The 14895-nt window shown below is 42.4% G+C and carries 12 protein-coding genes; 7 read left to right on the forward strand and 5 right to left on the reverse strand.

What is annotated here, in order from left to right; genetic code table 11:
* Positions 1 to 254: 254 nt before the first annotated feature.
* Both KGY70_08935 and KGY70_08940 read right to left on the reverse strand, forming a co-directional pair.
* Positions 255 to 1643 (reverse strand): ABC transporter permease, encoded by a 1389-nt coding sequence (locus KGY70_08935; GenBank protein MBS3775299.1) that lies wholly within the window; start codon positions 1641 to 1643, stop codon positions 255 to 257.
* Positions 1640 to 2578: an ATP-binding cassette domain-containing protein gene (locus KGY70_08940; protein ID MBS3775300.1), complete on the reverse strand. Its 939-nt coding sequence runs from the start codon at positions 2576 to 2578 to the stop codon at positions 1640 to 1642. The genes KGY70_08935 and KGY70_08940 overlap by 4 nt, the downstream gene beginning before the upstream one ends.
* Before the next feature lie 285 nt (positions 2579 to 2863).
* On the opposite strand from KGY70_08940, the gene KGY70_08945 reads away from it, so the two are divergent.
* The 4 genes from KGY70_08945 to tsaA are packed head-to-tail and all read left to right on the forward strand — an operon-like array spanning position 2864 to position 6517.
* The gene (locus tag KGY70_08945) at positions 2864 to 3775 is read left to right on the forward strand and encodes a hypothetical protein (GenBank protein MBS3775301.1); all 912 of its coding nucleotides are present in this window, start codon (positions 2864 to 2866) and stop codon (positions 3773 to 3775) included.
* A 5-nt stretch (positions 3776 to 3780) separates the two neighbouring features.
* Positions 3781 to 4491, forward strand: a complete 711-nt coding sequence (locus tag KGY70_08950) for a hypothetical protein (GenBank protein MBS3775302.1) — start codon at positions 3781 to 3783, stop codon at positions 4489 to 4491.
* A gap of 42 nt (positions 4492 to 4533) precedes the next feature.
* The gene (locus tag KGY70_08955) at positions 4534 to 6039 is read left to right on the forward strand and encodes a hypothetical protein (protein ID MBS3775303.1); all 1506 of its coding nucleotides are present in this window, start codon (positions 4534 to 4536) and stop codon (positions 6037 to 6039) included.
* Positions 6040 to 6049: 10 nt separating this feature from the next.
* Entirely contained in the window at positions 6050 to 6517 is a 468-nt protein-coding gene (gene tsaA, locus KGY70_08960; protein ID MBS3775304.1) for a tRNA (N6-threonylcarbamoyladenosine(37)-N6)-methyltransferase TrmO, read from the forward strand.
* 77 nt (positions 6518 to 6594) lie between these two features.
* Here tsaA and KGY70_08965 read toward each other — a convergent pair whose 3' ends face one another.
* Positions 6595 to 7446, reverse strand: a complete 852-nt coding sequence (locus KGY70_08965) for a hypothetical protein (GenBank protein MBS3775305.1) — start codon at positions 7444 to 7446, stop codon at positions 6595 to 6597.
* Between the two features lie 119 nt (positions 7447 to 7565).
* Here KGY70_08965 and glmM point away from each other — a divergent pair, with 119 nt between their 5' ends.
* Both glmM and KGY70_08975 read left to right on the forward strand, forming a co-directional pair.
* Positions 7566 to 8951, forward strand: a complete 1386-nt coding sequence (gene glmM / locus KGY70_08970) for a phosphoglucosamine mutase (GenBank protein MBS3775306.1) — start codon at positions 7566 to 7568, stop codon at positions 8949 to 8951.
* A gap of 178 nt (positions 8952 to 9129) precedes the next feature.
* Positions 9130 to 10791, forward strand: a complete 1662-nt coding sequence (locus KGY70_08975; GenBank protein ID MBS3775307.1) for a formate--tetrahydrofolate ligase — start codon at positions 9130 to 9132, stop codon at positions 10789 to 10791.
* 167 nt (positions 10792 to 10958) lie between these two features.
* Here KGY70_08975 and KGY70_08980 read toward each other — a convergent pair whose 3' ends face one another.
* Together KGY70_08980 and KGY70_08985 are read right to left on the reverse strand one after the other, a co-directional pair.
* The gene (locus tag KGY70_08980) at positions 10959 to 11525 is read right to left on the reverse strand and encodes a hypothetical protein (GenBank protein MBS3775308.1); all 567 of its coding nucleotides are present in this window, start codon (positions 11523 to 11525) and stop codon (positions 10959 to 10961) included.
* A gap of 340 nt (positions 11526 to 11865) precedes the next feature.
* The gene (locus tag KGY70_08985) at positions 11866 to 13197 is read right to left on the reverse strand and encodes a TolC family protein (GenBank protein ID MBS3775309.1); all 1332 of its coding nucleotides are present in this window, start codon (positions 13195 to 13197) and stop codon (positions 11866 to 11868) included.
* Positions 13198 to 13523: 326 nt separating this feature from the next.
* Here KGY70_08985 and KGY70_08990 point away from each other — a divergent pair, with 326 nt between their 5' ends.
* Positions 13524 to 14357, forward strand: coding sequence for a trypsin-like peptidase domain-containing protein (locus tag KGY70_08990; GenBank protein ID MBS3775310.1), 834 nt, complete (start codon positions 13524 to 13526; stop codon positions 14355 to 14357).
* Positions 14358 to 14895 lie beyond the last annotated feature (538 nt).

Here is a 14895-nt window from a genome sequence, read left to right on the forward strand (position 1 = left end):
GGCATTTCATATTGGTGTATGAGGCATCCGAGTCATGGCACGGCATGACTCTACAGAATAATTCTGGCAAAACAACCAATGACGACTTAATGACCACCAATGACAATTAATGACCACCAATGACAATCAATGACCACCAATGACAATCAATGACTCTTATATTTAACTGCAAGCTCTGGCCCTTCTCCATCCAATCCCACCTTCACTTCGTTACGGAGGGCAAGCATCCAATCAACCAATCATCCATTCACTCATTACACCCTGTACCGGATCCACTTCCACAGCTCTTTATAATTGACCTTCTTGCCGTACATCAATATGCCGGTGCGGTAGATCTTACCCGAAAGCCATGTGGTACCTATAAATGTAAGCGCGAGCAGGGCCATCGAGAGCATCACTTCCCACGCCGGTACCCCGAACGGCAAACGGGCCATCATCAGGATGGGGGAGGTGAAGGGGATGATGGAAAACCAGAAAGCAATGCCTCCCTGAGGATTGGAAATGCCGTTGACCAGCACGATGATCGCCAGGATAAGCGGAATGGTGATGGGTAGCATGAACTGCTGGGTATCGGTTTCATTGTCCACTGCCGAGCCAATGGCTGCGAAAAGCGAGCCATAAAGCAGATAGCCGCCCAAAAAGAAAAAGATGAACACGCCAATGATAAGCAGGAAGTTGATGTTTTCCAGGGCTTCAAATATATATTGGGCACCAAGGTTTTTAGAGACATTTTCGTTGTTGCTCCGCGTGGCATCTGCCTTTTGTTTTGCAGCGCCCTGAAAGGGCATGGACTGGTCCGTGCTTTGCTTTTCCATGATGCTGGGAGCATTGATTTCATGTGCCGCGGGTGTGCTCATTTGAGGAGCGATGAGGGGTTTGGCGCCCGTAACGATGATCAGCGTAAGCACCACCCACAGCCCGAACTGGGTTAGCCCCACCAGGCCGATTCCGATGATCTTGCCCATCATAAGCTGAAATGGCCGTACAGAAGAGACAACAATCTCTACGATCCGGTTGGTCTTTTCTTCAATAACTCCCCGCATAACCTGTGCTCCGAAAAGAAAGATGAAGAAATAGATGAGGAAACCCCCAACGTATCCTACAATCATAGCCAGCTCAGTAGAGCTTTCTTTTTCCCGTCCGCTATCGGTCCACTGTATGGTGCGTATATTGATGTCTGTTCTGACCGCCTGAAGGATGTTGTCATCAATACCCTGAGACCGCAGCTTTTGTTGCTCCAGCTTTTTTTCAAGGGCATTTGAGATATGGCTTTTTACCGACAATGAAGGTTGCTTATCGGAATAAATAACTACCGAACTGGATGTGTTGGCAATCAGATGGGTAATGTAAAGCACGGCATAGTAGTCGGTTTGGTTGAAAATTTTTTTGATCTCATCCACTTGGGTGTTCCTCAAATAATCAAATTTGATGTATTCCGTCTCCGGAAGATTGTTGACAAACATTTTCGAACTGTCGATCACAGCAATCTTTTTGACCTCCGTATCTTCCAGATTGGCCAGCCAGGCGGGTGCTATAACAATGGCACCGAACAACAAGGGACCCAGTATGGTCATGATGATAAAGGTTTTTTTCCTGACCCTCGTTAGGTATTCTCTTTTGACAATGAGGTTTATCTTATTCATGATGCCGGTGTTTCTTCAGTTTTATATTCATTGACGGCGTTAATGAAAATGTCGTTCATACCGGGGATTTCTTCCCTGAAAGCGATGATTTCCACCACTGGAATGATCAGTGACAACAATTCATTCTCGTTGGTATGATGAAGCAACTTGACCCTTAATGCATTGTTTCCGTTAATGGTTTTCCGTTCCAGGATTTGATAGTTCCGGTTTAATGAAGCTTCCAGCTTGTCCGGGTCCCCCTGGAATTCGATCTGATAAATATTGGCTTTGTACCGGTTCCTGACTTCATTGATCGGACCTTCCAGTATGTTTTCGGCTTTATTGATCAGTGTGATGTGGTCGCACAGCTCTTCAACCGACCCCATGTTGTGGGTCGAAAAGATGATGGTAGAACCCTTCTTTTTTAGCGCTCTTACTTCATTCTTGAGCAGATTGGTGTTGATGGGGTCAAAACCACTGAAGGGTTCGTCAAAAATAAGGAGTTCCGGTTCATGCATCACTGTGGTAATGAACTGGAGCTTTTGCTGCATGCCCTTGGAAAGTTCTTCTACTTTCTTATCCCACCATTCCTGGATTTCAAATTTCTCGAACCAGTATTTTAGTTTCCCGATGGCCTCCCTTTTGGGCATCCCTTTGAGCCGGGCCAGATACAATGCCTGCTCCCCCACTTTCATCTTTTTATAAAGTCCCCTTTCTTCAGGAAGGTAGCCGATACGAAAAACATCTTCTATGCTGATCTTTCGACCCTTGAAGTATACCTCGCCCTCGTCCTGGGCTGTAATTCTGTTGATGATCCGTATCAGTGTGGTTTTGCCGGCTCCATTAGGACCAAGCAATCCGTAAATGGAGTTTTCCGGTACACTCATGCTCACATCTTTGAGCGCATAAGTGTTGATAAATTTTTTATAAACATTTTTTATTTTCAGAAATTCCATTTTTGGTGATTTTCTGTTTCGAAAAATTCAACGGCCGCTAAATTAAAAATATTTGTTCCAAAACCATCTGCTAAGAATATTTAAAATGAACACTTTCTTTTATTATCTGTTTACTCGGAGAAAAGAATGAACCCTTTATTTAAAACAAAAGTATTTTTTATTGTTTTATCCAATTGTTACTCTTGATTTTCTTTATAATGTTATTATAAAGTTCTTTTTTATTTGCAAAAACGGTAAAAATGTATTATTTTATCACACTTAATAACCACAAAAATTTACACCATTATGGCAGAAGATGAAAGAAAAAACTACGAACAAAAGGCAGCGATCATAACAAAGAGAATGATGTCCAAGCTTTATGCTTTGGAGGCCAAAGCATTGGAGGCAAAAATGAACACCAGCGAAAACATTGATAAACTGGATAAAGAACTGGAAGATATAGCCCGGAAAAGAAAAGAGATGGAAACCAAATACCAGGATATGGTAAATGCAGGTAAAGATCAATGGCAAAATCTTTACAATGAATTGGAAGGATTGGTGAATCAGATCAATGCCGACAAGCATGATTTTTATGAAAAGGCACAGGGCTGGCTCAATGATTTTAATGAAAAGATTGCCGATCTGGAGGAGAAAGCCCGCCATTCCACCCAGGAATTGAGAGAAAAGACCCAACCGCAATTGGAATACCTGAAAGATCAGCGGGAAAAGCTTCAGAACTCATTGATGGATATGCAGAAAGAAAGTGGCCAGCGGTGGCATCAGTTTAGACATAAAATTGACGAAGGCCTCAGTTCTATGACAACCAGCATCAATAAGCTTTACCAGAATTTTCAGAAAAGGAGGGAGGATCATTCTACCCAGAAGTTTTATGAAAATGCACAAAGCTGGCTAAAGGATTTCAATGAAAAGATTTCGGATCTCGAGCAAAAAACCGAAAGTTCCACTCAGGAAGTAAAGACAACGATTGAAGAACATTTGAGTTATGTACGGGAGCAAAGGGATCAAATTCAGCAATACCTGGATGACATGTCAAAAACTACAGGGGAAAGATGGAAAGAATTCAGATCGGATATTGAAGACCGGATCGGTAATGTGAGAACAAGTATTACGAAGGCATACCAGTTTTTTTCCGGTGGAAGCAAAAGTGACTCCAATGCTCAGTCGGAAACTTCCGAAGAGGAAACTTCTGAAAAATAAACCTTATGGCCGGTTTAAATTTAAAGAGGATCATCCCAGCGGGGGTGATCCTCTTTTTCGTATCCATGGCATTGTTTTCATGTGTTGAAGACAATTTTACAGATATTCGGTGGGACCCGGAAGATCACTGGAAACCCGATTTGTCAGTTCCTATAGGTGATGATACGGTGGATGTAAACAATTATTTTAAGCAATACCGGGAATTTGGGGATATGCCCGGCACGATCTTTCCGGTATATTATGAAGATTCGCTTTATCCATTGATTGATGCCCGGATTGCAACAGAAGACAGCTTTGATTATTCTCTTGCAAACCATATCAGTTCTTCCCGTTACATAGAATATCTAAGCATTCACCTCCGAACCTGGAATACCTATCCTACAGAAAGCAGGGTTCAAATGTATTTCAGGAAAAAGAAAGATGGGGATTGGATCGTGCTTGACTCCTTGTTTGAGGCCTCTCAAATCATTGAAAGTGGTGAAGTTGATGAGGAAAATAAGGTGATCCGGCCTGCGAAACAGGAATTTAGTGCTGCCTTCGATCAGGAACAGATTGATGAGATTGTTTACCCGTCAGAAAACCTGTTGGTGAAAGCTTATATTTCTGTAACCACGGAAGATCTGGATACTGTCCGGTTTTATTCTGATTATGCAATCAGGATGGAAGCAACTGCCCGGGTGAAATTGAACATTCGCCCCTCGGATCTGGGTTACTGATCGGAAGCAGACTGCAATGTCAGATTATACATCATTGGGAAAATGAATGATCTCCTGAAACGAATGGATTTTGTGAAAGATGGCGGTTCCGGTATGGATAGAAATTCCGGAATGGGCCTTGTTAAAATAAAGCAGGTGATTTTACTTGTTCTATTTATGCTCTCCTTTTATGCCACCGTAGCACAGCAAAGCAATACCTTCTATTTTATGCGTTCGGTTCCTCAGACCGCTGATATGAATCCTGCATTTTCCATTCCCTGCAATTATGTCGGCCTCCCGTTGATTTCTTCCTTTCATGTTGATTTGGGGAATACAGGTTTTTCCTATAATCAGCTTTTCCCTGAAAGGGGAGGAGCACGGGTCATCAATTTCAATCATCTTGAAAACCGCCTGCACAATCTTGATCTGTTGAACGCCCGCATGCAGTTTGACCTGTTTTCACTGGGCATGTGGTATAAAGCGTATTTTTTTACATTCAGTATTACCGAGCAAACGAATCTATTCGTTAGTTATCCCAAAAATTTGTTTTTACTACCCTGGGAGGGAAATACGGATTATGTGGGTGAGACGGCTGATATTAGAAGATTTGGAGGGGATTTTAGCCATTATCGGGAGTATGCAGTGAGTGCTTCGACCTGGCTGGACAGTGATCTGAAGGTGGGGGCGAGGGCCGGCCTGTTGTTCGGCAAGGCGAACTTGAGTACGCGCAGGGAGGTGCTTGACATCTATACCCACCCGGATAACTATCATATAGATGTTTCAGGAAGTTACAGGGTCAATTCCACTTTGCCGATTGAAGTGACGGAAGATGCCGGGAACAAAATTCCGAATGTGCGGTTCAAAGAGGATGTTTCGGTGAAAAAAATGCTTCTGAACCGGAGCAATCCGGGATTAAACTTCGATGCCGGAGCCTTTTATACCGGACTGGACGAAGTGGTTTTATACGGTGGTATCAATGACGTGGGGTTGATCTACTGGACCTCCGGGTTAAACAATATAGAAGCTGAACAGCAATTTCAGTTTAACGGAATAACCCGTGATGATCTGCGGGTTAATGATTATCCCCAATTGATGCTTGATTCCCTGGCAGATTCCTATGAGACACGTGTTACCCAGGAGCCGTATATGACCGTTTTACCCCCGGAAAGTTATATCGGGGCTACCTATCAGCTCAATAACCGGCTCCGGGCAGGAGTGCTTCAGCGCAACCTTTTTTACAAATGGAGGATCCATCCTTCGCTGACCCTGTCTCTCAACACGGAATTATGGGATTTTCTTTCTTTGGCTGCCAGTTATTCTTACAATCATTATAGTTATAGTAATTTTGGCGTTGGGTTTTCTGTACAAAGCAACATAGCTCAGTTTTATGTTGCTACGGATAATCTGAGAGCCATTAATCCGCTGGCAGTGCGAAATGTGAATCTCCGCTTCGGTTTGAATATATTTTTCGGCTGCGGTGCAAAGGCAGCCGGAATCGGAGTGTCGGGTGCAGGCTGCTACTGGATTAGGCAGCATGAGGAAAACAGAAAGGTTTTACCAAAAAAATGACATTTTTGTTATGAAGCAACAATCCTTTACTTTGAAGAACATCGGAGTTATTCGCACACCTTTTCAATATACGGGTGAAGCGCCCAAACAGGGGGTTTTTGAACCCGAATCAGAAGGCAGGATTGAACTTTTTGAGGATTACAGAGAAGGGCTGAAAGATCTGGAGAAGTTCTCTCACGCCATACTGATCTTTTATTTTCACAAGATGGAGGAGACGAAGTTAACAGGCATTCCTCCAATGGATACCGAGGAGCATGGAATATTTGCCATTCGTGGACCTCAAAGGCCCAACCATCTGGGTTTAACGAATGTGAGAATAAAAGAGATCCGGGGCACCCAAATATTCGTTACGGGGGTAGACATGCTGGATAATACTCCTTTACTGGATATAAAACCTTACATCAGGGAGCTGGATAGCCGGGAGGATTCCAACTCCGGCTGGATTAAGGATCTCATGGGTGGAGGTGGTCAAAAATAATGACTGTCCGGGGTATATAGACAATTATGTTTTAAGCCTCCCTGCTGCTCTGTTTTTATCAGCCCACCTTATACTCCTCATAGTTTCCAGTTTTTGTAATACTTGATCTTTTGGGTATCTTTCTTCCGGTATGCCTCTTGAAGTTTTTCAGCTTCTTTCCCGGCTTCCGTATTGTCTGATTCCGAATAATAATAGACTGCAGGTTTCCCTTTGCCCGAGTATATAACCTTCTCAAAAGTCTCGATGACCTCATTTTCTTCTTTATCTCTGCCTACCACAAACCAGGATGTTGTTTCCGGGAAATAAAAATGCCTTCCCAGGTTAACAAGGGGCAAGGTTGATTCTGTAATCAGATGCTTTGTAATGAGCGTTTCAAATCTTTTGTTCAGTTGCTTATCGCACAGCAGGCATCCGCCTGCAGGACTGGGATAATCAATGCCATATTTTTTTGCAAGAGCCATTTGTTTTCTCCTGCTTCTGCCATAGAAGCCCATCTGCGCCAGGGGTCTGATCAGTTTTATCCGGGTTTGCTCGTCAAGGGTTTCCATTTGTTTACTGGTTTGTGACATGGGCCTTTGTCCGGGAACTTCTCCCGTGGCAATGGCTTCAATGTTATGTTTCCCGGCGTATGCTTCAAGTTCCCTGAGCATAAATAATTTGCAGTCCAAACATGGATTGTATCCGGCTCCCCGTGGATAAGCAGGGTGCTTCAGTACCTCCAGGTATTTTTGCAACAGTCGGCCCCGTGTACAATCAAAGACTGTCAGGGGCACTTCTTCTTTTTCCAGAAATGGATCATGAATCGGCTTTTCCTTGGAAAAAGGCAGTTTAAAAAAAACTGCAGTAATAGAGTAGCCTTGTTCTTTCAACAACTTAACTGCCAACCGGGAATCCAGACCTCCTGAGTAAAGCAGCAGGATGTGCTTCATATTTAAAGCTTTGTTTTGATAAGCAGCAAATTTAACAGAACATGACTAAAATTTTTGATCCATTTGTCTTAAATTTGAAAGGTTATCCTTTTGGTACAACAATTTAATCACATATACTTATGACACTCATCAGATCTATTTCAGGTATTCGTGGAACCATCGGCGATAAGAGGGGAGATAATTTAACCCCGGAAGATATAGTGAAATTCACTTCGGCCTATGCCATATGGGTAAAACGCCAAACGGAGAACAATTTGGTAAAAGTGGTCGTTGGCAGAGATGCCAGACCTTCCGGTAAGATGGTTTATCATATTGTTTGCGGGACGTTGATTTCCATGGGCATTGATGTGATAGACCTGGATCTGGCCACAACCCCTACTGTGGAAATGGCGATTACTGCGGAAGAAGCTCAGGGAGGCATTATTCTTACAGCCAGCCACAACCCGGTTCAGTGGAATGCCTTGAAATTGCTTAATTTTCGCGGGGAATTCCTGAATAAGGAAGAAGGGGAGGAGATACTGGACATAGCGGCTCAGCATGACATCGATTATGCAGCAGTGGATCAGCTTGGAGCAGAGATACGGAAAGATGATTATCTGGATTATCATATTCATAAAATTCTCGAACTTCCCCAGGTGGATGTTGATGCCATATCCTCAAAGGAATACCGTGTGGTGGTCGATGGCATTAATTCGGTGGGAGGTATTGCGGTACCGCGGTTGCTCAGGGCCCTGGATGTTAAAGAGGTGATTGAAGTAAATTGTGAACCGGACGGACGTTTTGCCCATAATCCCGAACCCATCCCTGAAAACCTGACCGGTGTCATGCAGGAGATACAGAAAAACAATGCCGACCTCGGATTTGTGGTTGATCCGGATGTGGACAGACTGGCCATAGTCGATGAGAATGGATCGATGTTTGGCGAAGAATATACCCTGGTTGCCGTAGCGGATTATATTCTGCAGAATAAACCGGGGAATACAGTCTCGAACCTTTCCTCAACCAAAGCATTGAGAGAGCTTACTGCGGAATATGGAGGGTCGTATTATCCATCCGCTGTGGGAGAAGTGAATGTTGTTGAGAAGATGAAAGAGGCACAGGCTGTGATAGGCGGAGAGGGGAATGGCGGTGTAATCCTTCCTGAACTCCATTACGGAAGAGATGCACTGGTGGGTATTGCCTTGTTTCTTACTCATCTTGCAAAGGCAGGTGTATCCTGTTCTGAGCTCAGGAAGAAATATCCTTTTTACCACATCAGCAAGAATAAAATACAATTAACCCCTGATATTGATGTTGATCATATTCTGGAAAAGGTAAAAAACAATTATAAAGATTACCCCCTGAATGATGTTGATGGGGTAAGAATTGAGTTTCCGGAAGGATGGGTTCATTTGAGAAAGTCGAATACCGAACCGATCATCAGGATTTATTCCGAGGGAGAAGACCGAAAAACAGCCGAAGAACTGGCTTCACGGATTATAGATGCTGTAAATCAAATGGTATAAATGCCGGAAAAAGGTACGTGTAATTACTCCCTTTGGCATGATAAATCAAACAATTCCATTCCTTTTTTGTTCTCCTAATTTGAACAAGCCAAAACCAAACAGGATGCTTTCAAGGAATTAATGTGTTTTCGTTTTTTGTCCAAATTAAAATATAGTGTTACAACCAAAACAAAGAGTTATGAAAGACATTGAAATTGCCAGTAAAGTAAAAATGAAACCCATCCAGGAAATCGGATCGAAACTGGGAATCCGTGAAGATGATCTGGAATTGTATGGAAAAAATAAAGCCAAAATTCCTTTATCTTACATCGATGAGAAGAAAGTTGAAAAAAGCAGTTTGATTCTTGTCTCTGCCATTTCCCCGACTCCGGCCGGTGAGGGAAAAACCACCATGTCGATCGGTCTGTCACAGGGTTTGAATAAGATCGGTGTTAATTCCACGGTGGTACTGAGAGAACCTTCCCTGGGTCCGGTATTCGGAATAAAGGGTGGCGCTACTGGTGGAGGCTATTCACAGGTGCTGCCCATGGAAGACATCAATCTTCATTTTACCGGGGATTTTGCAGCTATAGAAAAAGCCCATAATTTACTGGCAGCGCTGGTTGATAACAGCCTGCAGCACCGAAACTCCGCCCTCGACCCCAGAACTGTACTTTGGAGGCGGGTTATGGATATGAACGACCGGGCGTTAAGGAAAACCCTTGTCGGACTGGGAGGAAGAACCTATGGAGTACCCCGGGAGACGGGTTTCGATATTACCGCCGCATCCGAGCTGATGGCCATACTTTGTTTGGCAGAAGATTTTCAAGGCCTTAAGGAGAAATTGGGGAACATTTTTATCGGATATACCTATGATCGCAAGCCGGTATTTGCCAGAGACCTGAATGCACACGGAGCAATGGCTGCCTTGTTAAGGGATGCGATCAAGCCCAACCTGGTTCAGACCATGGAAGGCACCCCTGCCATTATTCACGGCGGACCTTTTGCCAATATTGCACAGGGCACCAATTCGGTTATTGCCACCAAAACCGGTATGTCAATGTCGGACTATGTGGTTACCGAGGCAGGTTTTGGATTTGATCTTGGAGCGGAGAAGTTTTTTGACATCAAATGTGGATATTCCGGATTGTCTCCCAAGGCAGTGGTTCTCGTTGCTACGGCAAGAGCGTTGAAATACCACGGAGGTGCACCTCTTGATAAGGTGAACGAACCCAACATGGAGGCGCTAAAATCAGGAATAGAAAATCTGGAGAAACATATAGAGAATATCCAGACGTTCAATATTTGTGCTGTAGTGGCTGTCAATCGGTTTGTATCCGATACGGAAGAAGAGCTTGAGTACATTAAGAATTATGCCGAAGAAAAAGGAATAGATGCTGTTATAACCGATGTTTGGGGAGAAGGAGGCAAAGGAGCAACCGATCTGGCCAAAAAAGTGAAGTTTGTAGCCGATAACTGTAAAAACAAATACAACCCCATGTACGACTGGGAATGGGATATTCCCAAGAAGATTGAGACGGTGGCCAAAAAAGTTTACGGGGCCGCTGCAATTGATTATACGGCAACAGCCAAGGCAGACCTGAAAAAGATCAGGGATCTGGGAATGGAAAACATTCCCGTTTGTATTGCCAAGACTCAGAAATCGCTCTCCGATAACCCGAAATTGCTGGGTAAGCCCAAAGACTTTGTGGTAACAGTCAGAGAGATTGAACTTTCTGCCGGTGCGGGATTTGTGGTACCCATTACAGGTAAAATTATGCGTATGCCTGGCCTCCCATCCAAACCCGCTGCTGAAGATATTGATGTGGATAATGAAGGAAATATCAGTGGGTTATTCTAAGAAAACCCGGTGATTTCAAATCCTGGTAGCACAAAATTCTTGAGTAGGGAGACAAGATGAGGCTGTCTAAAAAGTAAATGTAACTTTAGCTTATTGGACAGCCTCATTTTATTGAGATGAAAGGGCCGGTTTAAGAAAAAAGTGAAAAAGTTTACCGGCGATTCGTATTATAGATAGAAATTCAGCCCCCCGCCAATCACATGATAGGCAGGATCGTTCAGGGCGATCTCACTTTCAAAGAGAAGGCTCATGTTTCGGGATAAACCCACTTCAAGCCCTATTGGGACCCAGAACGGCATTTGAAGGGTGGTTTCCGTTTTTCCTTCATCGTTTGTACCTTTTATGAAGTTGATGTCTGTGTCAATTCCACCGTATAGACGGAGATCGCTTTTCAACGGGATGGTAAAGTTTAAGGTGCCGTCCAGACCAAAGTAGCCAAAATCATGAGCTCCCACGGCCAGGGATATGTTGTTGCCAAGCGCAAATTCCAGATTGGCTCCGAAATATTGTCGATCGCCGAAACCCACCTGAACACCGGCATCCAATCCGGATTTAATTCCGTATCCGGCGTGTCCGAAGAGTATTACCCCGTTAGCGCCGCCGTCAATATGGAGCGCGGGTTCAATGCCCAGTGAAAATACCCCTTTTTTAAGTGTTTGTCCGGTGTTGAATACTTGTCCATGCGCACTTGTAAAAGTAAAGGCCACAACAATCAGTAACAGCAGTTTTTTCATAATTGGTTTCATATTTGAAATTTGTTAATGGATAAGGAAGTCATTCGCTTTCCAGCTTTTCAGTCTGGTATTGTTCAATTTCCTTATGCCTCGTTTTTGTTTTAAAGAGGATCAAATATAATGGAAATCGACGATAGTTCTAACCCGAATTATTCAAGAATAATTCTGACGCTATTGAAAAACCTGGCTTTTTGCTTCAATAAATTTCGCAAAAAGCCGGTTTTTCTAATGCGGGGTTGCCTGCATCCATCCCGCAAACCATCCCGCATTCAAAAACTTTCCCGCTTACCAGCGGGATTCGTTTTTGAATAATGCAGGCTAAAAGAGACATTTTATTTTTTTATAGCTTCATCTCCTGACCCCTATAGAATTCCAGAATTTTTAACCTGAAGACGTAGTTATACTTTGCATTCGCTGCATTTGACCGGGCTCTGGAAAGCTCGTTTTTAACAATTTTATATTCTATGGCATCAATAAGTCCAACGTCATACTTTTCCTGAGTGTACTTAAAAGCTTCCTGATTGGATTCTACACTTTCCAGACTGGATTCATAGTCTTTATAGGCAGCTTCAGCTTCATTGACAGCTTTTTGAATGGTTTTGAAGAGTTCCAGTTTCTGTTCCTTAACAAAATATTCGGTATCTTTAACCAGAAGTTTGGCATTTGAGATTTGATTGTGTTTTCTCATTTTGTCAAATATAGGTATGCTGAGAACCATCTGCAGATTCAGATTCGGGTTGATGGCTTTGATCTGATCCGTATAGGAAGGTTGGGACAATTCATTATAATAGGTATAATAGGAAGTGCGGAATGATAAAGTTGGCATAAGCCGGCCTTTCATGATGTCAAAATATTTTTGTGAACTTTTAAGCTGATATTGCGCACTTTGAATAGTCGGGAAATTCTGAACGGATTTGTCGTAGATGGTATCGGCGGGTTGAATAAGTTTTCCGGCTTGAAGAACCGGATCTTCAGGTATGACTACACTGAAATTTTTTATGCTGTCAAGATTCATAAGCTGAGCCAGATCGACATAGCCCATTCTAAGAGCATTCTGAGCCCTGGTGAGTTCAACCCTTTCCCGTGCGGCCTGTGCCTTAATTTCCAGAAGTTCCCCTTTTGCTTTATTTCCTACCTTAACCTGTTCCCTGGTTTTGGTTATCTGATCCGTTGTTACATCGAGTTGTTCCTGCTTGATTTTTTTTTGTTCTGCTTGAGCAAGTACATTGAGATAATAGGTGACAATGTTGAGGGTAACGTTGTATCGGGCGGTTTCAATATTTTCAAGCTGAGCCATTAGATCATAATGGCGCATTTGTTGGGTGTTTTGTGTTTCCAGCCCACTGAAAAGATTTAAGTTTGCATTGGCCTGCATATTCTGAGACTGGAATTGCTGGTTTACATATTCGTAATTGTCTGGATTGATGGTTTTACCGAAGTTGAAACTATGAGCGCCGTTTACCGATATAGAAGGGGCCATTTCCCATTTTGATTGCCTGCGGTCGTTTCTGGCCTGATCTGCTGAAATTTTTTGTCTTTTTATATTGATGTTGTTTTCAAGAGCATAATTGATGCACTCTTCAAGTGTCCATTTCTTCTGGGCTTCAGCTTCCATTGAATGGTATCCGACGATGAATAAACCAATGCAGAGGGATAATTTTACAAATTTCATAGATATGTTTTTTAACGTTTCGAATAAGCCAGACATAAATTGTGCCGGGATTTATACTATGCTTATTATTAATCATTAATAATAAAATAAACAACCCGTTTACGAATCCCAGAGTGCACGGAAATGCAACAAATATGTTCGTTTTCGGACATTGAAAGATATTTTGGTGTTTGGTATAAAATTCCCTGGGATAAAAAAAATCAATTTTATTAAAGTGATATGTTGGCAAAAATAATTTTATAAACAAAAATTCGATACTATATTTGTAATTTGAATAATCATTAACAGCATTCTTTTTGGATCAACATTTAAAATAAATCCCCCCTATGTACAGAAAGATATGGCATAACTGTTCCCAATCCGTGGCGCAATTGAATTTTTATACCGATTCAGACATTAAAATTATGACTTTAACCGGTTTTAAAATAGGAAATTTTCTCATCACCGATGAGGGCGTCAGGAAAATTTCACCATATGATAAGGTGGAGATTAAATTTGTCGATAAAGATGGATATACCACTTTAGCCCGTAAGGTTCTGAAGAATATCGAGTTGAATAAACGTACCATTATGGGTTTGAATGATAAGTTTCTGAATTTTGTAGTCATCAACATTGGGTTTGAAAATTTTAAGAAAATTCCATCGCTGTCTCTGGGTACAGATGAAAAGATGGAAGTAGGGCTGCCAGTAGCAACAATGGGATATCATGTCAATGAAGAGAACCTTTCCATCAAACAGGGTATCATATCATCTTTCCATTACAGTGAGGATGGCAATAAATATATCCAGATCGATACTTCAATTAAGACCGGAAATGCGGGGAGTCCGTTAATTAATGTTGAAACGGGCAGTATCATTGGGGTGGTTGGTCATAAGCTCACTGAAATGTCTCAGTCATACAGGGAGCTAAAAAAAATTATGAACAACAATATTAATTTGCTTAAAAAGTATCAGGGAAAATATAATATTGAGGATATTGACCCTGTACAGGTACTGATTGCCAATCAGAATCAGATCAAATATATAACAAAAGAAATATACCGGATTGCAGATATGGGAGTAGGTTATGCCGTACCTTCAATGGATATTGCAAATTTCATAAAGGAGAATCTTATTATTGATGAGAAACGGCCTTCCGATAATCTGTTGTACGGTTTATAATGTTTTCCGTTTTAGTAGAGTCTCGTCTATAATATCCGCTGGCTGCGTCACGCTCGTTTTTCATACCAGTCAATTACATCTGGTAGAGACGTACGGCCGTACGTCTCTACATTTGGCATTTAAAACTCGCAAGCCTTGCCAGCGAACATTCTAGACGAGACTCTTTCAAATCTCTTTGACTTTATGGACAAATACTAGTATTTTGGGTTTCTGAGAAAGGGAGAGGTTATAAGAACAATAAAATATAACAGTACCTTACCGGGCAAGTTTTGCCAAAAAAAGCAAGAATTTGACCGGTAAGGTACTACCTTTTTTCAGGACAAGCTTGAAAAAAAGCGCTTCGCGGAAGAAACTAATGTTTAGATTAAGTTTGAACAACATGTTGGTTCAGGTTGCGCTTTAAGCGCCTACATGCAACAGCACATGGGTATGTTCTGCACAGATCATTCTGCTTCAATATCCCTGATGATCTTTTCCACCTCTTCTTCCGTGGTTCTGAGCTTTTTCTTGCAGAGCGACAACAATTCTGAGACCCTTT

It is taken from the genome of Bacteroidales bacterium (assembly GCA_018334875.1).
In the GTDB taxonomy this organism is placed as follows: domain Bacteria; phylum Bacteroidota; class Bacteroidia; order Bacteroidales; family UBA12077; genus JAGXLC01.